Origin of the sequence: Luteibacter sp. UNCMF331Sha3.1, assembly GCF_900109915.1 — a bacterium.
Taxonomy (GTDB): Bacteria; Pseudomonadota; Gammaproteobacteria; order Xanthomonadales; family Rhodanobacteraceae; genus Luteibacter.
In genome coordinates, this window is sequence record NZ_FOBU01000002.1 from 75,346 (window position 1) to 98,147 (window position 22,802).

Sequence of the window (22,802 nt, forward strand, 5' to 3'; positions counted from 1 at the left end):
CGCAAATCCGGCAATTCTCGCGTCCCGCCCCGCCCACGGCAGCCATCACCTGACGGAGGCATTTCGACGTGAGAATATGCCGACATGGCTCACACTCCAGCACCCCGGCTTTCGCCCACACGCGAATCCCGGCGCCTCCGGGCGCTGAGGGATTACGCCATCCTCGATACGCCGCAAGAGGCCGTGTTCGACGACATCGTCCAGCTGGCCAGCCTCTTTTGCGAGACACCGATCGCCCTCGTGAGCCTGGTCGACGCGGGGCGGCAGTGGTTCAAGGCGGAGGTCGGGCTGGGGACGCGGGAGACGCCGCTCGAAGCCTCCATCTGCGCGCACGCGATCCTGGAGCAGGATCTCCTGGTGGTGCCCGATACGCTGGGTGACCCGCGCTTTCGCGAGAACCCTCTGGTGGCGGGTGAGCCCGGGTTGCGCTTCTACGCCGGCGCGTTGCTGAAAAGCCCGGACGGCATGCCGGTGGGCACCGTCTGCGTGCTCGACACCCGGCCGCGCGAGCTCACGCCTGCCCAGCTCGACGGCCTGCGCCGGCTGGCTCGTCAGGTGATGAACCAGCTGGAACTACGCCGCATCGTGCGCGATGCCCAGCGCACCGAAGGTCGTCTCATCGGCCTGATCGCTGCCGCCGGTCACGACGTCAAGGCGCCGCTGCGTAGCGCGAATTACGCACTGGAGCGCATCGAGCGCGTGTTCCCCGACGCAGTCGACCTCTGCGCCAAGGGCACCCGCGCGCTCGCCACCGTCGATCGCCAGCTGACGCAGCTGCTGGCGGTGGCGTCCACGGGTGCGCAGATCGATCCCACGGTGACGACGGACCTGGGCGACGTGTTCCTCGTGCTGTCCAGCCAGTGGACGGCCGACGCGCGCCGGCGCGGCATCTCGCTGTCGTTGCCGCCGGTGCTTCTCAAGGTGCGCGGCCCGGACGCCCTCATCGAGACCCTGCTCGGCAACCTGCTGTCCAACGCCATGAAGAACACACCGGGCGGTGGCAGGGTGGACGTCACGGCGAAAGAGGACGCCGACCAGATCGCCATCACCGTCGCCGACAACGGCGTCGGCATCGCGGCCGATCGGCAGGGCGCGATCTTCGACGCGTTCCGGCAGGTGGATCCGGAAGCCGAAGGCCTGGGCCTCGGCCTCTGGATCGTCGGCCAGATCGCCGCCTCGCTGCAGGCCACCGTGCAGGTCGAGTCGGAGCAGGGGAAGGGCAGCCGGTTTACGGTTCGGCTGCCGAAGGCGGATCGCTCGCAACGCGTTGCGTGACGTGCCGGCGTCCCGGCGTCAGAAGGCCATCACCACCCGCGCCGACACGCTCTGTGCCTGATCGCGCTGACCCTTCTGGTAGTCGTAGCCGAAGGTCATCGACGTGCGCTCCGACAGCGTCGCGTCCACGCCCACGTTCAGCACGGCGCGGTAGCGCGACAGGCCGATGCCGGTCAACGGCTGCCACTGCTGCATGCCGACGAAGCTGGCATCGAACACGTCCCCGTGCGAGGCGAGGGTGCGCTGGAACTGCGCGCTGGCGTTGAGCGCGACGGCACGTCCCCCGTCGAGGTTCCACCGATGCGTCGCGCGGAGGCCCAAGCCGGCCTGCCAGCGATCCACGGTCTGTGCCTTGCTGCGCAGGCCGAAGCCACCCGCGCCACGCTCGGCGAAGCCGTTACGGTCGATGCTCGCGTATTCGGCGCTGAAGAAGGGCGTGACGCGGCTGCCCCCGAGATCGAGACGCAGGCCGGTCTCGCCATAGGCGACGTTGTAGTTGCCGCTGTAGCGGGTGGCTACGCCCTCCGCGCTGCGGCCCAGCAACAGCTGGCGATCCACGTCCTGTGTAAAGCGTCCGAAGCCAACACGGCCCTGCGTGTACCAAGGGCCATTGAGCCATCCGGCGTAGAACATGCCGTCCGTGCTGCGGCTGCGGTTGCGATCGGCGCTGCGATCGAGTTGCTGCCGCCCCTGGCTCTGCCCGAATGCGAAGCCCGCCACACCGTTGCCACCGATCTGCCGGTCGCTGCCGACCAGCCAGCCGTTCAACTGGAAGCCGACGCCGCCGTAGCCGCTGCGTCCCATGTCGCCGCCGACGTTCAGGCTCTGCGTCCACATGCCATACCCGGCGCTGTTGCCGAGCAGGCCGTCGAAATGGTCCGACAGCACGCGGTTGGAGGCGTCGATGGCTTCGAAGGTCATCGCCGCGCTCGCGGCATGTAGCTGTCCGGAGAGGCTCTGCAGCGACGCTTGTGCCGCTTCCAGCGTCGGCGCCTGCTGGAACTCGCCGGCCGCGCGGATGAAGTCGGCCGATGCGGCTGGCGATCCGCTCGCCGCGACGGAGGCGTCGTTCGTGGCGAACTGTCGGTTCAGCTGGTCGAAGGCGATCTGTACGCGCTGCGCGCTGCGCATCGTCAACGGCGTGTAGGTCACGCCCTGGCCCGCGGCCGCCGTCGTCACGTCGAGGCCGCGCGTATCGAGCCAGACGCTGTTCGGCGTGTAGTTGATGGTGCTCGACGTGAAGATCACGCCGGTGTCCTTGACCAGCTGTCCGAACGTACCGGAGACGCCGCCCGCGGCCGTCAGCACGTCGGTATGCGCATTAGCCACGTAACCTGCGTCGGCGCCGGTCACGCGTAGCGTGCCACCCGAGAGCGTCGCCGCTCCGCCGACATCGAGCGTGCTGCCGAGGCTAACGGCGAGCGTACCCGTGGAGGCCTGCGCATACGTGCCCGCGACGGTGGTGGGGCCGCCGCGCACCGCGACGATGCCGGCGTTGACGAGATTGCCGTTCACGCCGGGCACGCCGTCGAGCGTGCCTTCCGGGTTCACGGCGACGTTGCCCGCCAGTGCGCGCGTGGCCCGTAGCGAACCCGCGTCGATCGACGTTTCGACGACGTTCTGCAGCTGATCGTTATCGACGACCCAGAGACCGGCACCTGTCTTCACGACCGTGCCGGCGAACGTCGTCGCACCGGACACCGCGGTCGAATACGCCGCCGCCGTGCCGATGCCGCCGTCGAGCCTCAGTACCGATTGCGCGTTGCCGCCGATCTTCAACGCACCCTGGATGGTGCCGCCGGCGAACAGCGTGACGTTGTTGGCCACGCCCGCGTCCATCTGCACGTCGCCACCGATGTAGCCGGCGTTGAACAGGCTCAGCCTCCCGAGCAAGCCGACACTGCCGACACCGGTGTAAACCGGTACGAAGATGGCGCAGCTCAGCGTCACGGCACAGTCGCCCGACGACATCGCCGTTGTTTCGATGGTCGAACCGCTGCCGTTGACGATCACTCCGCCGTCGTTGAGGTAGATACCTGCACGTGTTCCCGTGATGGTGCTTCCACCGGTGTTCGCGATGAAATTCGTGTAACCCTGTGCGCCCGCCAGGTTGATGCCCGTGGCACCCGAGATGAGGCTGCCCCCATCGTTGGTCACCGTCGCGCCGTCATAGGCGCGGACGCCTTCGCGCGTACCTACGATGGCACTGCTGCCGAGGTTGTTGATCGTGACGCCGAATCCCGTCGTGAAAACGCCCGCACCGTCGGGGCCGAACGGCGGCGGGCTGGTGCCGGCGACGATCTGGCCACCCATCGTGTTGTTGATCAGGGTGGCCTTGCCACCGATGCCATCGCGCACGACACCGACGATCGTGCCGCCGGCATTGTTCACGACACCCCACGATTCGACGCCCGTGTAGCCGCGGATCATGCTGCCGACGCCGTTGGTGAGCGTGCTGCCGGTTCGCAACGACACGGCGGGCGTCGTGATGCCATCCGGCACCGGGCCGTCGATGATCCCGCCATCGTGATTGATCAGCGTCACCGTATTGCCGCTCACGACCGGGCCCTGAAGCGACGATCCCATGAAGCCGGCGTTGTCCACGGTGGCGCCGTCGTCGAGCACGGCTCCCGTGGCTTTGCCACCATGATCGACCGTCAGGAAAGCGCTGCCGCCGACGGAGACGATGTTATCGACCGAGGCACCATTCGCGATGCGCAACGTCCCATCCTCCACGGTTGTTCCCCGACCGAAGATGTTGTAACGGCCGAACGTGTTCAGGCCGCCGAGTGTCAGCGTACCGGCGCCCGCCTTCCGCAACGTGCCGTAATCGCCGCTGATGATGCCGTCGAACCGGATGTCGTCGCTTCGGTCGAAGGCGAGGGTCCCGTTCACGATGACGTTGCCGGCGAGCGATCCTGCCGCTCCGCCCGTGCCGACCTGCAACGTTCCGCGGTCGATGACGGTGCCGCCGGTATGCCGGAGGTCGCCGCTTATGATCAGTGTGCCGCTGCCGGACTGCCGTACGATGCCGGCGCCGGTTACCTCGCGGCTGAACGTGACATTGTCCTGTCGGGCGAATTCAACGGTGCCCTGATTGACGATGTCGCCTTCCACCCAGCCCGTGGACCACGACGAGCCGATACGCAGTGTCCCCTCGCTGACGAGCGTGCCGCCGGTGTAGGTGTTGTTGGCCTCGAGGATCGCCAGGCCGGGGCCGCGCTTGATCAGGTTGCCACTGCCCGTTATCGGCGCGCTCGCATACCAACCGCCAGGCGCGCTGTAGTCGAGTATCAGCGTTCCGTTGTTGAGAACGCTGCCCCCGGTATCGGCCACGATACCGGCATCCTTCATGAGCAGCGTTCCCTTCGCGATCACGATGCCGATAGGGGAATAGATCCGGTTGGTGAAGATCAGCGTCCCGGTGCCTGCATGAATCAGCGAACCGTTGCCGCTTACGACACCGGCGTAGGTGTAGGTATCGCTGCGGTTGAACACCAGCGAACCGTTGTTAAGCACGCTACCGCTGCTGATCGAGCCCGTCGTGCCGCCATTTCCGACCTGCAGCGTTCCGCTATTGATGGCGATGGACGGCGCGCTCGGGCTTGGACGGTCGTCGGTGGCGTTACCTGTGAGGGTCACCTTGCCCGCGCCATCCTTCAGCAGGGTACCGACGCCCGAGATGTTGCCGCCGAAGACCACGTCGTCGCTGCGATTGAACCTGAGGTAGCTGTTATTGACGATGTCGCCCGCGACCCAGCCCGCGGTGCCGCCGTCACCGATCTGCAGCACACCATCGCTGACGATCGTACCGCCGGTATGGGTGTTGTTTCCGGTGAGCACGAGGGTGCCTCGCCCGGCCTTCTTCAGTACACCGGAACCGCTGACGTCACCCGCGAAGCCGAAGGTGTCGCTGCGACTGAAAGTCAGCGTGCCGTTGTCGACCACATCGCCCATGATCGTGCCGGTGGTCCCGCCGTTGCCCACCTGCAACGTGCCGCCGACGATCGTGGTGCCGCCCGTATACGTGTTGTCGCCACCGAGTACGAGGGTGCCGGCGTCGGTCTTGACCAGGCCGGTGGATCCCGTGAGCACGCTGTTCACCGTCGCGGTATAGCTCGCGCCCTGCGCGCTACCGTCGCCCACGCGTATCGTCGATTGCGCGGGCTCGCGGACGCTGCCCGCGAGATGGATCGCATCGCCCTGCACGACGTACCCATCGGACGCGAACTGCATGCCGGCGACGTTGATATCGCCGTGCGCAGCATCGACGGTCACCGTGCCGGGTATGCCCTGGAAGACGGCGAAGCTGCCATCGCCGAATGCGGTGTTCGTTGCGCCGCGCGCGTCGGTCCAGTTCGTCTTCGACATGGCGCCGGCGTTCTGCCAGGTGCCGTTGCCGCCATGGATGATGCCGTCGTTTGCCGGGCCCGCGTCGCCGTCCCAGAAGCTGAAAGCCATGCCGCGTGTGTCGATCAGGTTGACCTGGTGTGCCACACCCGTCTGTATGCTCCAGCCAGAAGTGGCGGCGCCATCCAGCAGGAGGCCGTTATCGGAAAGTGTGCCGCCATAGCTCAGCAGCCGGTGTACGCCGGGACCCGCGTTGGTGCCCGACGCGATATCGAGGTCGAGAATGCCGTCGAGGGTGAGATTCCCTTTGACGTCGATCAGGTCGCTGCCGGTGGGGCCAGCGCTCATGGCGAGCCGGGATGCCGACGAAAGGAGCAGGTTGCCGTTGATGGTCAGCGTGCCGAGCGCGCCCTGGCTACCGGGCGCCAGCGTCGCGCCATCGGCCACCGTCAGGTTGCCGCCGACCACGCCCTTGCCGCCGAGCGTCGCGAGTGGCGCGACCGTGGTCGCCCCCGTCGCGGCCGACTGGTTGCCATCGATATAGAGGAATCCGGCGTTGACCTGCGTCGGGCCTGCATACGCATTGGCGCCGGTCAGCGTCAGTGTGCCTGCGCCGGTCTTCGTGACGCCGATCGCGCCCGAAAGGATATCGGGCACCACGATCGAGGTGTTCGCCGCGACATCGAAACGACCGGTGGGCTCCGTCGCGCCACCCGTTCCGCCCGTTCCTCCTGTCCCCGTGCCACCACTTCCACCTGTCGCAGGTGGAGGCGTGGGCCGGACATTGCCGCCGCCACCGCCACCGCCACCGCCGCCGCAGGCGGACAGGCTGAGCGCCATTGCCACGGCCAGCGCGATCGCGCACGGCTTGCCCCAGACGCTCACGGCCGTACGACCGGGTGCGGCGACACCTCGCAGTTCTTCCATGTTTTTCCCCCTGTGGAGCCGGCATCTTGCCGCAAGTTTTCACGGGGTGCCAGTCGGTGACGGCCCCCGGGTGGGAAGAGGGGTTACTCGCACGCGGCGCGGAAAGTGCGTGCGTTCGTCGACCTGGCGAGCCAGGCGGTGCGCGACGATCCCTTGCTTCAACCGGCACGCGGCGTGGATTGAACCGCGGCGCGAAACAGTTCATTGCGCTCCGCATCGTTTACCGGGCTCGCCGCCCCATGGACACTCGCTTCCACACCGATCCGTCGCCTTCCACGCCATCTGGACATCCCATGAAACTCTACTACCACAACCTTTCCGGCCACTCGCATCGTGCCCTGCTGTTTCTCGGCCTTCTCGGTGCTGACTACGAACAGGCGTTCGTCGACCTCAAGAAGGGTGAGCACAAGACGGAGGCGTTCCTCCAGATCAACCCGTTCGGCCAGGTGCCCGTGCTGGTCGACGGCGACGCGGCGGTCAGCGACTCGAATGCGATCCTCGTCTACCTCGCGAAGCGTTTCGATCGTAAGGACTGGCTGCCCGAATCCGCCGCGGAATCCGCGCGCGTGCAGCGCTGGCTTTCGGTCGCTGCCGGTGAATTGGCACACGGACCCGCCGCGGCACGCCTCGTGACGGTGTTCGGCGCGTCGCTGGATGCCCCGCTCGCCATCAAGAAGGCGCACGCGCTGCTCGGTGTGATGAACGCGGAGCTGGCCAACGCGCCGTGGCTTGCGGGAGATCAACCGACCATCGCCGACGTCGCGCTTTATAGCTATGTGTCCGCCGCGCCGGAAGGCAATGTCGATACCTCCGGTTACGCCAACGTGCTTGCATGGTTGCAGCGGATCGAGGCTCTGCCAGGCTTCGTCGCGTTCGACAAGACGCCCGTCGGCCTGGCGGCGTGAGGGGAGTGGCCATGGAGACGTTACTGAGTCCTGTTACCGCGTCTCCGTGGCACGAAGGCGAGCTGACGCTTCAGCGCAGCGTTGGCGTCGAGGAGCGCATGAAGGGTCCGGGCCAGCGTCAGCTGGCTCGGGACTACATGCCGGACCAGCATCGCGACTTCTACGCGCAGCTGCCCTTCGTGGTGCTGGGGGCGGTCGATACGCTTGGCCGTCCCTGGGCCACGTTACGTGCGCGAGAGCCAGGGTTCATGCGTTCGCCCCATCCCCGGAGCCTCCTTCTGGAGCTTCCTCGCGAGCCGGACGACCCGGCCGACGCCGGGATGGAGGACGGCAACGCGATCGGCATGCTGGGCATCGAACTCCATACACGCCGACGCAATCGGCTCAACGGCACGATTCGCCGCGAAGGGCAGGGTGGCTTCGAAATCGTTCCCACGCAGAGCTATGGCAACTGCCCGCAGTACATCCAGCTGCGCAACTATCGTATCGACACACATCCGCCTGGCGAGCCCCGATGGTCGACCGCGCTCGACGAACGAGCGAAGGAGATGATCGGGCAGGCCGATCATTTCTACGTGGCGTCGTACGTCGTGCGCGATGGCGTGACGCAGGTCGACGCATCGCACCGCGGCGGCAAGCCCGGCTTCGTCGACATCGACGAGAACGGCACCCTGACGATCCCCGACTTTTCCGGCAATCTCTTCTTCAACACGCTGGGTAATTTCCTGCTGAATCCCCGCGCGGGACTCGTCTTCGTCGACGCCGAGACCGGTGATCTCCTGCAAATGACCGGCCGGAGCGAGGTCTTCCTCGACGCACCGGAAATTCCGGCGTTCGTGGGTGCGGAACGGATGTGGCGCTTTACGCCGGAACACATCGTTCATCGGCCTGCGGGCCTTCCGCTGCGCTGGACGCGCGTCGAGGAGGGTGCCTCGCCGAACTCGCTGATCACCGGTAGCTGGAGCGACGCCGTGTCGCGCATGCGCGCGGCCGAACTCGCTCGCCAGTGGCGGCCTTATCGCGTCGAATCCATCGTCGACGAGAGCCGGTCCATCCGTTCGTTCCATCTGGCTCCGGCGGACGGTGTCGGCATGCCCGCGATCAAACCGGGGCAGCATCTGCCGATCCGGGTCGCGATTCCCGGGTTCGATGCGCCCGTCCTGCGGACGTATACGTTGTCAAGTGGGCCGGCCGATTCGCAACTTCGTATCAGCGTGAAGCGCGAAGGCATGGTTTCCGCCCATCTGCACGACCACCTGGCGGTGGGCGACATCATCGACGCCCGGGCGCCGGATGGCGCGTTCGTCATCGATGCGTCGACCCGTCGTCCGGCTGTCTTCATCGCCGCGGGCGTCGGCGTTACCCCCCCGTTGGCCATGGTCAGGCACGTCGTCCACGAGGGCCTGCGGACACGTTACCTGCGGCCCATGTGGGTATTCCAGTCGGCCCGTTCGCGCGAGGAGCGGGCGTTCTCGGACGAGTTCGCCTCGCTGGTGGCGGCGGCGAACGGCAAGCTTCACCTCGTCAGCATCCTCGGTCGCGCCGATGGTGCGGAAAGCGGCAAGGATTTCGATGTGGAAGGGCGCTTCAGTGCCGACCTGCTGAAGTCGTACCTGCCATTCGACGATTACGATTTCTATGTATGCGGTCCCGCCGGCTTCATGCAGGACGTGTATGACGGGCTGCGGAAACTGAATGTCGACGATGCGCGCATCCACGCGGAAACCTTCGGACCGTCGCGTCTGGCGCGCGTGCCGGATGCCGCTGCCACGACGAAACCGCTGGTTCCGGTTTCGGCAGACCCTGTGCCGGTCCTCTTCATGCGCTCGGCGAAGGAGGCGCGCTGGTTACCCGATTCGGGCAGCCTGCTCGACCTCGCCGAACAGCGCGGGCTGACCCCGGAATACAGTTGCCGCGGCGGAACCTGCGGCAGCTGCCGGACTAAGCTCGTCAGCGGTCGCGTCGCCTATCCGACGCCGACCGAACTGACGGTGCCCGACGACGAAGTGCTGATCTGTTGCGCGCGGCCGGCGGAGGGCAGCGGTCCCGTCCAGCTCGATATCTGACAGAGCGATCGATTCAACGGCGTCGACGTCGTTTAGTCGAGCGTACCGGGCCTACTCGCCCTGGTAGACCGCCTCGACGTTGATGCCGTCCGGATCGAGCACGAACGCGGCGTAATAGCGGGCGTGGTAGTGGTCACGGATACCGGGAGGGCCGTTGTCCTTGCCACCGGCTGCGAGCGCCGCTTCGTGGAATGCGCGCACCTCCGCGCGACTCGCCGCCGAGAAAGCCACGTGGTTGCCTTGGCTGGGCGGGGCGTGGTCGTGGATCCAGAAGCTCGGATAGCCGTCCCGACCGAAGCCGTGACGATTGCCGCGGTTGTTGGTGTCCTTCGGACCGAACGATTTGATGAGGGTGACCCCCAGCGGTGCGAGCGCCGCTTTATAGAAAGCATGCGATACCTTGGCATCGGTGACGGCAAACTCGATGTGGTCGATGAGCGACATGGCTGTTCCGGCATTCCGTCAGGCAGGTGACGGGTGACGATACAACACCGGCGCGGCGCCAGTCAGCCGCCGAATGAGCCGACCGGCATGCCGGCCACGTCCGTCGCGAGGGCCAACACGCTTCATCGTCGGGCAGCCAGCCAGAACGGCCCTTCGATGACGAGTGTCTGGCCCGGAATGCCGCAGCGTACTTCGTCCACCGGCGTTTGCGTGCTCTGGATCGACAAGGGTCATGCCTTAGGTCGTCCGTCGAAGGAGATGCGTGCGCTCAGGCGCCACGCCACCGCAATGCCTCGAGCACCAGTGTGAATGCGGGAGACGGCTGGCGCCTGCCGGGGTAATAGAGGTAATAGCCGGGAAAGGGCGGGCACCAGTCGTCAAGCACACGCATCAGCTTGCCGTCGGCGAGGTAGGGCATGCACTCGGCCTCGGGAAGGAACGCGATGCCGAGGCCCTCGACTGCGGCGAGCGCGATGTGCGGCGCGGTGTTGAACGTGAGCTGGCCTTCCACGTGCACGTTGATCGGGCGACCCTTGCGCTCGAACTCCCACGCGTACAGGCCGCCGTAAGTCGGTAACCGAAGGTTGATGCAGTTGTGCGCCAACAGATCGGCGGGCTTCTTCGGCGCCGCGCGGCGTGCGAAGTAATCGGGTGATCCCACCGCGGCCATGCGGATGTGTGGCCCGATGGGCACGGCGATCATGTCCTTGTCGATGCTCTCGCCGAGTCGTACGCCGGCATCGAAGCGATCGGCCACGATGTCGCGGAAGCCATAGCTCACGTCGAACTCCACGTGCACATCGGGGTATTCGCGAAGCAAGGGTCCCAGCTTCGGCAGTAGGATGTCCTGTAGCACGTGGTCGCCACAGGTAATGCGCACCGTGCCGCCGGGCTTGTCGCGCATCGCGGTCAGCGCGTCGAGCTCGGATTCGATTTCATCGAAGCGACGGCCGATCGCATGAAGCAGACGTTCGCCTGCTTCGGTCGGCGACACGCTTCGTGTCGTGCGGCTCAGCAGCCGGATATCCAGCCGTGCCTCCAGCGCTCGTACGGACTGACTCAGTGCGGACTGGGTAACGCCGAGTTGAGCTGCGGCGCGCGTGAAGCTGCGCTCCCGGGCAACGGTCACGAACGCCTGGAGTTCATGGAGATTGCGTTTGGCCATGGCCCAGTCTGACACGGCCATTCATTAGTCAATCTAATGGGCTCGTTAAGCATTCATCATCTAGTAGGCATGGTCCGCGTGGGACAGACTCAAGGGTCAGTCCTCCATGGAGATTCCCATGCCCATGCCCATGCGCATTTACCGCAATGGATCCCGCCCCTCGGCGAAAGGCCCGCGCGATTACTTCACCGGGGACGTTCGCATCGACCCGGTGTTCGACACCGCGGAACCCGGCCGCGTCTCGGCGGCACTGGTCACCTTCGAGCCCGGCGCGCGGACCGCGTGGCACACCCATCCGCTGGGTCAACACCTCGTGGTGCTTTCCGGCCGTGGCTGGACGCAGTGCGAAGGCGGCCCGAAGAAGGAGATCCGTGCCGGCGACGTCGTATTTTGCGATTGCGGGCAGAAGCACTGGCACGGCGCCACCGACACCACCGCGATGAGCCACATCGCGGTACAGGAATGGCTCAATGGCTCGCCCGTCGCGTGGATGGAACAGGTTTCCGATGCCGACTACGCCGCGGCCGTCGAGCCGGATTGAGGGCAAGCCATTCATGCCTTCGCATTCTGTAACGACACCGGCGGCCTGGGCCGGCGTGCTCGCGATGTCGCTTGGTGCTTTCGCGCTCGTCGCGTCGGAATTCATGCCGGTCAGCTTGCTGACTCCGATCGCCGCCGACCTGCATATCACCGAAGGGCGTGCGGGTCAGGCGATCGCGATCTCGGGCGCGTTCGCGTTGGTGACGAGTCTGTCGATCGCGACGCTGGCGCGCCGGCTGGACAGAAAACGCCTGCTGCTGGCGTTGACGTCCCTGATGATCGTGTCCGGTGGCATCGTCGGCTTCGCGCCGGACGGTTCGCTGTTCATGCTCGGCCGCGCCTTGATCGGCATCGCGATCGGTGGCTTCTGGTCGATGTCGGCGGCCGCGGCCATGCGCCTCGTTCCTGCCGATGCCGTGCCGCGTGCGATGGCGGTCATCAACGGCGGTAACGCGCTGGCAACGGTCGCCGCCGCACCGGTGGGCAGCTTTCTCGGTGCGACCGTCGGATGGCGATGGGCGTTGTTCTGCGTGGTGCCGATCGCGTTCGTCGCACTGATCTGGCAGTCCATTAGTCTGCCCGCGATGGCGGCATCGGGGCGTGCGCAGCACACCAACGTGCTGAAGCTCTTCCGCCGACCGCAGGTGGCGTGGGGCATGTTCGCGGTCGGCCTGTTTTTCATGGGGCAGTTCGCGATGTTCACTTATCTGCGGCCATTCCTGGAGAAGGTCACGCGCGTGGACGTCGCAACCCTGTCCTACCTGTTGCTGACGGTAGGAGCCGCCGGCTGCGTCGGCACGGTGGTCATCGGGCGATTCCTCGATCGGCGCCTGCACCACACCTTGATCGTCATTCCGCTGCTCATGGCGGTCGTTGTGGCAGCCCTCCTCGCAGGCGGGGCGCACGTCGGTATCACGGCTCTTCTTCTTGCCGCCTGGGGCCTGCTCGGTACATCTGCGCCGGTGGGCTGGTGGACCTGGCTCAGCCGAACGCTGCCCGATGACGCCGAAGCTGGCGGTGGTCTGATGGTCGCGGTGGTCCAGCTCGCAATCACGCTGGGTGCCACGGTGGGGGGTGTGTTGTTCGACACGCTGGGTCACCGCGCGACGTTCGCCGCCAGCGCGGGTCTGCTGGTGATTTCGGCGGTCGTCGCTGCAGGTGCGGCACGGATGCATGCGTGGCGGGCACCCGTGCCCGTCGGCTGATAGCCGGAGTGTCAACCCTCGCGCGACCACTCCACCGCATCCGCGCCTGCGGGGATACGCATCGGGCTCGCCGCGTCCGTCGCCGCGTACCAGATCGCCTCGGACACGTCCTGCGCTGTGGTCACCGGACCGTCGGCGCGCAGGTTCGCGAACGCGTTCTGCGTGAAGTCCGCATAGGCACCCGGTGCGCCTGCCTGCATGCGCGTCATCGCGTTCTCGCCGAAGCGCGTGTCGGGAGCGCGCCCCGGCAGCACCAGTCGCACGCGGATGTCGAAGGGCGCGAGTTCCAGCGCCAGCGATTCGGTGAACGCGTTCACCGCGGCCTTGCTCGCCGTGTAGACGGACAGCAACGGCAGCGAGCGGTAGGTGACGCTCGAGGTGACGTTGATCACCACGCCTGCCTTGCGCTCGCGGAACTGCGGAAGCACCGCCTGCGTCATCGCGATGGTGCCAAGCGTGTTGGCCTCGAAGATGTCGCGCACGGTATCCATCGGCGTGCCTTCCAGCGCGGCCAGCATGCCGATGCCGGCGTTGTTGACCAGCACGTCGACGGGGCCGGCGGCTTCGATCGCTGCGCGGATGCTCGCGGCGTCCGTGACATCGAGCGCGAGCACGCGGAGCCGGTCGGAGACGGGAAATAGGTCGGCGCGCGGCGTGCGCATCGTGGCGACGACGTTCCAGCCCTTGTCGAGGAAATAGCGGGCGGCGTCGAGGCCGAAGCCGGACGAACAGCCGGTGATCAGTACGGTTTGCACGGGGACTCCTTGAGAAGGGGTGGGGCGTGCCGACCAAGATAGGTGCCCTCGGCCGGACTTGCTACAATCCAGAGTCCGCGTTTCATTTGCGAGAGTCCGGCGATGATCGATCCGCTATCCGAGGTAGTCACGCTGCTGCAGCCCGGCTTGCGGCGCTCCAAGATCGTCGCCGCCGCCGGTCGCTGGGGTGTGCGGCACGCGGTGGTGGGCGAGTCGGTCTACTGCGTGATCCTCGAAGGGCAGTGCATGCTCGACGTGGAGGGCGAGGAACCGACCGTCCTGCAACCAGGCGATTTCGTGCTGCTGCCGGTGTGGCGCGAGACACTGCTGCGCGGCATGGAGCCGCCGCTCCCGGACGACATCGATCGCGAGCCGACGCGGATGGCCGACGGCACGTATCGGCAGGGTCGTCAGGACGGCCCGCACGAACTGCGCATGCTGGCGGGCCTCTGCTCGTTCGACTCGCCCGATGCGACGTTGCTGGTTTCACTGCTTCCGCGACGCGTGCTCGTGCGCGGCGATCCGCGGCTGTCGACGCTGGTGCAGCTGGTGAGCGACGAAGCGCGACAGGAACGCCCCGCACGCGACGTCGTGCTGGCGCGTTTGCTGGAAGTACTCTTCATCGAAGCGCTTCGTTCGACGGCGGGCACGGACGCCTCGCCCGGTCTGTTGCGCGGCCTTGCCGACGCACGCCTCGGCGTCGCCATCCGCCGGATGCACGAAGACCCGACACGCGCATGGACGGTTGTGCAACTCGCGAAGGAAGCCGCACTGTCGCGCTCGTCGTTCTTCGAGCGCTTCAGCCGCGCGGTGGGCGTCGCCCCCATGGAATACCTGCTCGCCTGGCGCATGGCGATCGCGAAGAACCTCCTGCGCCGGAACGAAGGCACGGTGGCCGAGGTGGCCGAGCGCGTGGGCTACAGCTCGGCCAGCACGTTCAGCGTCGCGTTTGCGCGACACGTCGGCATGCCGCCGATGCGCTTCGCTCGAGACGCCGGGGTGACCTGAAGATGAGGCGACGGGACGCGCCGGTGGAAGCCGACCGCCTTGGCGATTGTCGCCCGTAAGGCAACACGGAGCGCACCCGGAACCTCCTAGCCACCGCCTCTTACGACGCCTACATTGGTTTCCCAGCCAGCCATGCCCGGGAGACAGCCATGACCGACGTAGTCGCCGATCCCCTGACCATCGGGCCCGACCTTGCGCTGGGTGTCGAGGTTTCCAGAATCCCTGAAGGTGGCGTGTTCGCCGGGCACGTCGACGGCGAGGCGGTGATGCTGGCGCGTACCAGCGCCGGGCTGACCGCCATCGCGGCCGCATGCAGCCACTACAGCGGCCCGCTGCACGAGGGACTGCGTGTCGGCGACCACATCCACTGCCCGTGGCACCACGCGTGTTTCGACCTGCGGAATGGCCTTGCGACGAAGGCCCCTGCGCTGTCGCCGCTCGCGTGCTGGCGCGTCGAGGAAATCGACGGAAAGGTGTTCGTCCGCGAGAAACTCGATGCACCGGTCTCGCGCGAGCAGGAAGCCGACGCGCTCTTGTGGGAAGCGCGCTCGCGCGCGAATGGGAGCTCGCCGCAAGCACCCGTCGCGCGCCAGCACGCTTCCCACAACGACGCCTCGGATGCCGGCTCCCGTCAAATCGTCATCGTTGGCGGCGGTGCTTCCGGCTTCGCTGCCGCACAGCGTCTGCGCGCGCTCGGCTTCGATGGCACGCTGACCATGCTGAGCGCGGATACCGATGCGCCGTACGACCGGCCGAATGTGTCGAAGGATTACCTCGCGGGCACGGCGGAGCCGGAGTGGATGCCGCTGAAGGACGAGGCTTTCTATGCGGGCCTTGGCATCGACCTTCGCCTGAACGCCAACGTCACCGCGATCGACGCGAAGGCGCGTGCTGTGACGTTTTTATCGGGTGCAGGCTCGCCGCGAGCGCCCGATCGCCAGCAGGCTGGCTCCCACATGGCGAGCGAGACGCTCGAGTACGACAAACTGTTGCTCGCCACGGGTGCCGAGCCCATTCGGCCACAGGCACCGGGTTTCGATCACGCGCACGTGCACACGGTGCGCCGCATGAAGGACGCCGAAGCGATCATCGCCGATATCGATCCGTCGCAGACCGTCGCCGTGATCGGCAGCAGTTTCATCGGCATGGAGGTGGCGGGTTCGTTGCGGCAACGGAACGTTGCCGTGCACGTGATCGGCCCCGAGCCCGTGCCGCTCGCGAGCAAGCTCGGCCCTCGGATCGGTGCGCTGATCCAGCGCCTGCACGAGGAAAACGGCGTGACGTTCCACCTCGGGCGGCGTGCCGTGGCCTACGAGGATGGGCAGGTGACGCTCGACGACGGATCCACCGTCGCGGCGTCGCGCGTGGTGCTCGGCATCGGCGTCACACCACGCCTGGCGCTGGCGCAGATGGCAGGCCTCGACGTGGATCGCGGCGTCATCGTCGATCGCTCGATGCGCACGTCCGATCCCGACATCTTTGCCGCGGGCGACATCGCCAGGTATCCGGGGCCGATGGGCGAGTCTGTGCGCATCGAGCATTGGGTGGTCGCCGAACGCCTCGGCCAGATCGCCGCCGCCGCGATGCTCGGTCGGGGCGACGCCTACGACGAGGCGCCGTATTTCTGGAGCGTGCATTACGACGTCACGGTACGTTATGTCGGGCACGCGGATGCATGGGACGACATCCAGGTGTTCGGCTCGGTCGAGGCGAAAGACGCCGAAGTGCGCTACGTGAAGAATGGCCACGTGGTAGCGGTCGCCACCATCAATCGTGATCTGGACTGCCTGAGAGCCGGCCAACGCGTACCGTTCGACGCAGCTGGGCCATAGACGCTCCGGTGGGATCCCGTTGGCTCGCGGCAAGTCCCCTTCGCCAGCAGGCTGGCTCCCACCACAACAGGATCGGTCTGGCGTTGTGGCACGCTGTTACCAGAGCTCGCCGCTATAGCGGCTCCTACAAGAGCGCATCGCGGCGTGGTTATTCGTGTGGGAGCGGCCTTGGCCGCGATGGGTCTGCGACATGACCCCATTCGCCAGCAGGCTGGCTCCCACCACAACAGGATCGGTCTGGCGTTGTGGCACGCTGTTACCAGAGCTCGCCGCTATAGCGGCTCCTACAAGAGCGCATCGCGGCGTCGCTATTCGTGTGGGAGCGGCCTTGGCCGCGATGGGTCTGCGACATGACCCCATTCGCCAGCAGGCTGGGTCCCACCGTGATTTCTCCAGATCGTAGGCGGGTTACGGCACCGACGGCGTCGTCTTTTCCAGGATGCGCATCGACTCGGCGTTCTTCGCTTCCCAATCCGCGATCTCGGCCTTGGTCGTCGGCGTGTCGTGCACGATGACGGGGTGGCCGTTGAGCGTGGACGCCTCACGCTGCTGCGTGGCGCGGATGAACGGGGCGGATGGCCTTGCCGCGACCGCCGCGATCTGACGCGTGGCCTGCGACGTCGCCGCGCGCATGATGTCGAGCTCCGCTTTCTGGAACGACGCCATGTAATAGGTGTAGAGCACACCCAGTGCCAGCAGCATCGTCAGGAACGCGCCCGCGATGGCCAGTGCCGGCGTGCGCGTCGGGGCGCCGCGATGCCTCGCCCGGGAAACCCATGAGGGCATGGCGTCGAGGGTCAGGTGCGGCATGGCCGGCTCCTCGATGGGGCCGAGCATGGCGCGCACCACCTTGCCATCGATCAGACGGATGTGCCGGAACTTCGCGGCTGCCTCGATGGCGGCGTTGGTGAATTCACCCGAGGTGATCACGATCGCGCCGGTCGCCGCCGCGGTGTGCATCACGCCGATGAGCTGGTGCACATCGTTGTGCGGCACCTTCCAGCAGTTCCAGTGCTTGCACTGCACGACGATGGTCTCGAGCCCCTGGCGCAGGATCATGTCGATCCCGCCATCGGTGCGGCGGCCGCCGGCGCCCGTGCCCACATGGTCCACGTCGAACCCCTGGCCGCGGTAATACGCGGCGATCAGTCGCTCGAACTCGTCCCACGAGACGCGCGTCAGCGCGTCGTCGTGACGGAAATCCACGGGCTTGAAGCCCGTGCTCATCGGTCGTTCCTTACGCGGCGCACATGGGCGTGTCGACGGACTGCCATGGTTCTCCCCCTGTCTCCCTGCGACGCCGCCCCCTGCGGCCGGTCGCCCGGTAGCGCCGGACTATACCCAATTTTCGGGTGGCGTCCTGTAGGCGAAGGACTACAACGAATCCGGCGTCAGGCCTTGCCACGACGCAGCGCGTACCCCACGCCGAGGATCGCGAACCATACCGGGCTGGCGATCAGCGCCTTGCGCGTGTCGGCCTCCAGTGCGAGCAGTACCAGCACGAACGCGAAGAACACCAGGCACGCCCAGCACATCGCCACGCCACCGGGCATCTTGTACGCCGACACCGCGTGGAGCTCGGGACGCTTCTTCCGGTATGCCATGTAGGCCACGAGGATCAGCGACCACACGAACATGAAGAGGATCGCCGCCAGCGTGGTCACCAGCGTGAACGCGTTGACGAGGTCGGCGTCCAGATACACGAGCATCGCGCCGCCCAGCAGGCAGATGCACGAGAAGAGCAGGCCGCGCGACGGCACGGCCGCCTTCGACAGGCGCTTGAACGCCGACGGTGCATGGTCTTCTTCGGCCAGGCCGTAGAGCATGCGGCTGGTGGAGAAAATGCCGCTGTTGGCCGACGACGTCGCCGACGTCAGCACCACGAAGTTGATGAGGCTGGCGGCGGCGGGGATGCCGGCGAGCACGAAGAGTTCCACGAACGGGCTCTTGCCGGGCAGCACCTGGCGCCACGGCGTCACCGACATGATCACGACCAGCGACAGCACGTAGAACAGGATGATGCGTACCGGAATCGAGTTGATCGCCTTGGGCAGGTTGCGCTCCGGATCCGCGGTCTCGGCGGCGGTGGTGCCGACCAGTTCGATGCCGACGAAGGCGAACACGGCGATCTGGAACCCGGCGAAGAACCCGGTGATGCCCATCGGGAACATGCCGCCGTCGCTCCATAGGTTCGACAGCGCCGCCACGTGGCCATCGGGCGAGCGGAAGGCCCACGCCACCATGCCGAAGCCGGTGACGATCAACACGCAGATGGCGACGATCTTGATGAGCGCGAACCAGAATTCCAGCTCGCCGAAGAGGCGCACGGTGGTGAGGTTGAGGCCCAGCAGCAACAGCACGCAGAGCAAGGCGGGTATCCATGGCGCGAGGCCGGGGAACCAGAACTGCGCGTACGACGCGATGGCGATCACATCCGCGATGGCGGTGATGATCCAGCAGAACCAGTAGGTCCAGCCGCAGAAGAACCCGGCCCAGGGGCCGAGCAGATCCGTCGAGAAGTCGATGAACGACTTGTACTCGAGGTTGGAGAGCAACAGCTCGCCCATGGCGCGCATGACGAAGAACAGCATCACGCCGATGATGAGATACACCAGCAGGATCGACGGCCCGGCGAGGCTGATCGTCTTGCCCGAGCCCATGAAGAGTCCGGTTCCGATGGCGCCGCCGATGGCGATCAGCTGCAGGTGGCGGTTCGACAGGCTTCGCCTGAGGTGCTCGGAAGAGGAATCCTGCGGATGCGACATCGGGCGGCTCGGGGTTGGGACGGAACGGGCACCATACGGTCATGCGGCGGGCGGGGCAATCGGTCCAGGCCGCCGCCTAGGTTCCGGTGGAGACGAGGGTCGGCGAGGGCGGGGCCTCGCACCCCGCCTTCGCGAACACATGCTGTGTCTGCCAGCCGGACCAGTCCGCCACGGTGCCCACGCTGAAGCACGCGCCGTACGCATTCCGCGGCAGCTGCAGCAGTTCGCCGTCCACGATGTAGCGACGATAGACCGGCCCGATATCGCCACCGCCGACCGCGGTGACGGCCTGCATCAGGGCCGCGCCCGGATCGTCCGGGTCGTCGGGCATGCGCGCCAGCGCATCCTGCAGCGACGCGGTACCCGAGGTCGCCTCGCGGATCCGGGCATCGAGGAGCGATGCGAAAAGCTCGCCGCGCGCCGCCGCCATGCGGCGAAGGTCTGGCGAGGTGCCGAACTCGGCGGCGACGCGGGCATTCGGCACGCGCCGGAACGGCGAATCGCCGTAGCGCACCGTCGTTTCGTCGAGCATGCGCGCGAGATCTGCCGGTTCGATCAGTGGACGGATCATCGTCATCGCACGCCAGGCCGCGAAGCCCTGCGTGTACCACGCCGTGGCGGCGTCGATGTCCGGGTCGTCATCCTGCACGGCGGCGAGGACGAGTCGTGCGCGCTCGACACCCGGCGACATGCTGCGCGTGCGATACGACATGGCGCCCCGCGGCAGCGCGCTCGTCGACAGCGCGGCGAACGCGTCGTTCATGCCGACGAGGTTCACGGTGATGTCGTGTCGGCGTTTCGGCGGCACGATGCGCGTCACCGCGGCGGCGACCGCGTCGGCCGTCGCGGCGGTGTCGCCGCGCGACGTGTCGAGGGACGATACGCGAAGCGTCGCGCCGGTGAGTTCCCGGGTCTCGGTGACGACGCGCGTTCCGGCCATGAAACCGCTCAGCCGCACCTGTCGCATCGACTGCGTGCCCTGTATCAGCGTCGTGGATACCCGCCAGTCCGTCGGGACCGACCAACGTACCGTCGCTTTCCGTGCCTCGACATCCTCCGGCAGCGCGAATATCGACTGGCCGGCCGCGACGACCGCATCGGACCGCACCAGTACCGATTGCCACGTGTCGTATCCGATGGTGTCCGGATGGGTAGACCGGCGGGGTCGCCAGGTGAGTGTCACGACATCGCCGGGTGCCGCGTGCACCACCCAACGCCCCGGCGCGGAGGTGTCGACGCGGCCACGATCCACACGGATGTCGTCGGCACCGGGCCACGGGGCGGCCAGCGCGAGGGAGCCGGTGTCGTCGATGGTTGTGGATGCGCGGACGTCGACCACGCCGTCGGCGTGTACCGCGATGTCGTAGTGGATCGGCGGTGCGTCGCGCGCGGACGCCGGCGCGGCGATGGCGATGGCGATGGCGACGAGGATGGTGCGGATCGAGTGGCCTGCCATAGCGGAGCTCCTTGCGATGGTCCCGCCCGCTGCAATTCGCAGGCCAGCCCGTCACACCGTTCCGTGGGAGCGGCCTTGGCCGCGATGGGTCCGCGGCAAGCATCCATCGCCAGCAGGCTGGCTCCCACCGGGCCCGCCGCTGTGGGAGCGGCTTTGGCCGCGATGGGATTTGCGGCAAGCACCCATCGCCAGCAGGCTGGCTCCCACCGGGGGCGCCGCTGTGGGAGCGGCCTTGGCCGCGATGGGGTCCGCGGCAGGCTCCCATCGCCAGCAACCTGCAGGTTCGGGTGTCCACGGACGGTTCGCGGACATGTCGGACACGGGTAGTATCCGGAGCGACTACCCGACTGGACCATCCACATGATCGACGCCGCCCGTCAGGCCCTCATCGAGCAATATATCGAGGCGTATAACCGCCTCGACATCGAGGGCATGCTCGCCGTGCTCACGGACGACGTTCGCTTCGAGCACCACGCCGGCGGGGATCTGAGCGTGGCGACGGACGGCAAGGCCGAGTTCGAGAAGCTCGCCCGTGTTGGCGCCGCCTTGTTCGCGTCGCGCCGTCAGACGATCGAAGAGCTCCACGAGGAGGGCGACGAGGTCATGGCGATCGTCGCGTTCCACGGTGAAATCGCCGAGGACATCCCGGACGGCCCGGGTGCCGGCACCGTCATCGAAATGGATGGGACGTCGACGTTCCGTTTCGCCGAAAACCGGATCAGCCAGGTAGTCGACCGCGCCTGAAGTCCGTCAGGCGGCGAGCGCGGCGATGGCGTGCAGCAGCGATTTCCGGTCGTACGGCTTGGCCAGATAGCGCATGGGATCCTTCACCCAGTCGTGCTGCTCCTTCGCCTCGCCGGAGGTCACGAGCACCGGCATGTCGCTGTGGCGCGTCGCCAGCTCCTGGCCGGAGATCGTCCCGGGCATGCGGATATCGGTGAACAGCACGTCGGCCTTGCCGGTGGCGAGCCATTTCTCGGCTTCGTCGGCGTTGCGCGCGGTGTGCACGGTATAGCCTTCCATGTCGAGAATCATCTCGGACAGGTCGCGGATCGAATCGTCGTCTTCGACGAGGAGCACGACCTTGTTTTGTGCGGCGGACATGGGCGTGGCTCGGACCTGTGGAGGGTGATATCACGTGACGGATTAGCGGTTTCGGCGTGAACACGATGTCAACGCGTTCGACGACGTACGCACTATTCCATTGTGTGAAGGCAGCCTCCATCATAGCGTTTTCGAGGGGGTAACCATGTCCGCACTGTCGCAACGCACGATCGATGTGATCCGCAAGAACGAAGGACCGCTCCTCGCGAGCTGGCACGCCAACCTCGACGCGAGTGGCGCCGCGCGCGACTCCCGCATCAGCCAGGCCGAGTTCGAATCGCAGACGAAGGAATTCCTCCGCGTGCTCGCCGCAGGCGCCGCCATGGGCGACGTCAACGGCATGGCCGGCAACGAGTGGAGCGAGGCACGCACGTTCCTGGAGCGTCTTTCGCGCAGCCGCGCCCTGCAGGGCTTCGACTCCCAGCACACGGCGAACTTCATCTTTTCGCTGAAGCATCCGCTGTTCGAGCTGCTCCAGGCCGAGTACGGCAAGGATCCAGCGGACTTCGCCAGCCAGGTCTGGGCCGTTTCCGAGCTGCTCGACGGCCTCGGTCTGCACACGGTCCGCACCTTCCAGAAGTCCCGCGAGGAAGTCATCGCCCGCCAGCAGGAAGAACTGCTCGAGCTGTCGACCCCCGTCGTGAAGCTCTGGGATGGCGTGCTGGCGCTGCCGATGATCGGCACACTCGACTCGCAGCGCACCCAGGTGGTGATGGAATCGCTGCTCCAGCGCATCGTCGAGACCGGCGCCGAGATCGCCATCATCGACATCACCGGCGTGCCCACCGTGGATACGCTCGTGGCGCAGCACCTGCTGAAGACGGTCACGGCCATCCGCCTGATGGGCGCCGACGCGATCATCTCGGGCGTGCGTCCGCAGATCGCGCAGACCATCGTCCACCTCGGCCTCGACCTGCAGGGCATCGTCACGAAGGCGAACCTCGCCGACGCGCTCGCGGTGGCGCTGAAGCGTTCGGGTTTCGTCGTCACCAAGGGCGCCTGACG

At 66.8% G+C, this 22,802-nt stretch carries 17 protein-coding genes; 9 read left to right on the plus strand and 8 right to left on the minus strand.

The genetic code is table 11. The features are described from left to right. The first annotated feature begins 84 nt into the window (after nucleotides 1–84). Nucleotides 85–1,275 (plus strand): GAF domain-containing sensor histidine kinase, encoded by a 1,191-nt coding sequence (locus tag BMX32_RS08640; RefSeq protein ID WP_089977370.1) that lies wholly within the window; start codon nucleotides 85–87, stop codon nucleotides 1,273–1,275. Nucleotides 1,276–1,293: 18 nt separating this feature from the next. On the opposite strand, the gene BMX32_RS08645 is transcribed toward BMX32_RS08640, so the two are convergent. Beyond that, nucleotides 1,294–6,552: an autotransporter-associated beta strand repeat-containing protein gene (locus tag BMX32_RS08645; RefSeq protein ID WP_089977374.1), complete on the minus strand. Its 5,259-nt coding sequence runs from the start codon at nucleotides 6,550–6,552 to the stop codon at nucleotides 1,294–1,296. 293 nt (nucleotides 6,553–6,845) lie between these two features. Between BMX32_RS08645 and BMX32_RS08650 the strand changes: the two genes are divergently transcribed. After that, entirely contained in the window at nucleotides 6,846–7,457 is a 612-nt protein-coding gene (locus BMX32_RS08650) for a glutathione S-transferase family protein (RefSeq protein WP_089977377.1), read from the plus strand. An 11-nt stretch (nucleotides 7,458–7,468) separates the two neighbouring features. Further along, nucleotides 7,469–9,523, plus strand: coding sequence for a 2Fe-2S iron-sulfur cluster-binding protein (locus tag BMX32_RS08655; protein WP_089977381.1), 2,055 nt, complete (start codon nucleotides 7,469–7,471; stop codon nucleotides 9,521–9,523). Nucleotides 9,524–9,574: 51 nt separating this feature from the next. Here the strand turns inward: BMX32_RS08655 and BMX32_RS08660 are convergent, their stop codons facing one another. Both BMX32_RS08660 and BMX32_RS08665 read right to left on the minus strand, forming a co-directional pair. Beyond that, complete coding sequence (locus BMX32_RS08660; protein ID WP_089977385.1) at nucleotides 9,575–9,967, minus strand: VOC family protein; 393 nt, start codon at nucleotides 9,965–9,967, stop codon at nucleotides 9,575–9,577. A 268-nt stretch (nucleotides 9,968–10,235) separates the two neighbouring features. Next, entirely contained in the window at nucleotides 10,236–11,132 is an 897-nt protein-coding gene (locus tag BMX32_RS08665; protein ID WP_089980139.1) for a LysR family transcriptional regulator, read from the minus strand. A 118-nt stretch (nucleotides 11,133–11,250) separates the two neighbouring features. On the opposite strand from BMX32_RS08665, the gene BMX32_RS08670 reads away from it, so the two are divergent. Together BMX32_RS08670 and BMX32_RS08675 are read left to right on the plus strand one after the other, a co-directional pair. After that, complete coding sequence (locus BMX32_RS08670; protein ID WP_244511479.1) at nucleotides 11,251–11,673, plus strand: (R)-mandelonitrile lyase; 423 nt, start codon at nucleotides 11,251–11,253, stop codon at nucleotides 11,671–11,673. Then, entirely contained in the window at nucleotides 11,639–12,877 is a 1,239-nt protein-coding gene (locus tag BMX32_RS08675; RefSeq protein ID WP_343123853.1) for an MFS transporter, read from the plus strand. The genes BMX32_RS08670 and BMX32_RS08675 overlap by 35 nt, the downstream gene beginning before the upstream one ends. Before the next feature lie 11 nt (nucleotides 12,878–12,888). Here the strand turns inward: BMX32_RS08675 and BMX32_RS08680 are convergent, their stop codons facing one another. Then, complete coding sequence (locus tag BMX32_RS08680) at nucleotides 12,889–13,632, minus strand: SDR family oxidoreductase (protein ID WP_089977391.1); 744 nt, start codon at nucleotides 13,630–13,632, stop codon at nucleotides 12,889–12,891. 102 nt (nucleotides 13,633–13,734) lie between these two features. On the opposite strand from BMX32_RS08680, the gene BMX32_RS08685 reads away from it, so the two are divergent. Beyond that, nucleotides 13,735–14,640 carry an AraC family transcriptional regulator gene (locus BMX32_RS08685; RefSeq protein WP_089977397.1) on the plus strand — a complete coding sequence of 302 codons (906 nt, stop codon included), beginning with the start codon at nucleotides 13,735–13,737 and terminating at the stop codon, nucleotides 14,638–14,640. Nucleotides 14,641–14,789: 149 nt separating this feature from the next. Then, a complete protein-coding gene (locus BMX32_RS08690) occupies nucleotides 14,790–16,472 on the plus strand; it encodes an FAD-dependent oxidoreductase (RefSeq protein ID WP_089977400.1) in 1,683 nt (560 codons plus the stop codon). Nucleotides 16,473–16,880: 408 nt separating this feature from the next. Here the strand turns inward: BMX32_RS08690 and BMX32_RS08695 are convergent, their stop codons facing one another. From BMX32_RS08695 to BMX32_RS08705, 3 genes are all read right to left on the minus strand, one after another. Beyond that, nucleotides 16,881–17,699: a restriction endonuclease gene (locus tag BMX32_RS08695; protein WP_089977404.1), complete on the minus strand. Its 819-nt coding sequence runs from the start codon at nucleotides 17,697–17,699 to the stop codon at nucleotides 16,881–16,883. A gap of 164 nt (nucleotides 17,700–17,863) precedes the next feature. Further along, nucleotides 17,864–19,237: a D-serine/D-alanine/glycine transporter gene (gene cycA / locus BMX32_RS08700; protein WP_089977408.1), complete on the minus strand. Its 1,374-nt coding sequence runs from the start codon at nucleotides 19,235–19,237 to the stop codon at nucleotides 17,864–17,866. Between the two features lie 76 nt (nucleotides 19,238–19,313). Continuing rightward, the gene (locus tag BMX32_RS08705) at nucleotides 19,314–20,693 is read right to left on the minus strand and encodes a hypothetical protein (protein WP_089977412.1); all 1,380 of its coding nucleotides are present in this window, start codon (nucleotides 20,691–20,693) and stop codon (nucleotides 19,314–19,316) included. A 360-nt stretch (nucleotides 20,694–21,053) separates the two neighbouring features. Between BMX32_RS08705 and BMX32_RS08710 the strand changes: the two genes are divergently transcribed. After that, nucleotides 21,054–21,437: a nuclear transport factor 2 family protein gene (locus tag BMX32_RS08710; protein ID WP_089977416.1), complete on the plus strand. Its 384-nt coding sequence runs from the start codon at nucleotides 21,054–21,056 to the stop codon at nucleotides 21,435–21,437. Nucleotides 21,438–21,443: 6 nt separating this feature from the next. On the opposite strand, the gene BMX32_RS08715 is transcribed toward BMX32_RS08710, so the two are convergent. After that, the gene (locus BMX32_RS08715) at nucleotides 21,444–21,797 is read right to left on the minus strand and encodes a response regulator (RefSeq protein ID WP_089977421.1); all 354 of its coding nucleotides are present in this window, start codon (nucleotides 21,795–21,797) and stop codon (nucleotides 21,444–21,446) included. Nucleotides 21,798–21,942: 145 nt separating this feature from the next. Here BMX32_RS08715 and BMX32_RS08720 point away from each other — a divergent pair, with 145 nt between their 5' ends. Then, nucleotides 21,943–22,800, plus strand: a complete 858-nt coding sequence (locus BMX32_RS08720; RefSeq protein ID WP_089977425.1) for an STAS domain-containing protein — start codon at nucleotides 21,943–21,945, stop codon at nucleotides 22,798–22,800. Nucleotides 22,801–22,802: the final 2 nt, after the last annotated feature.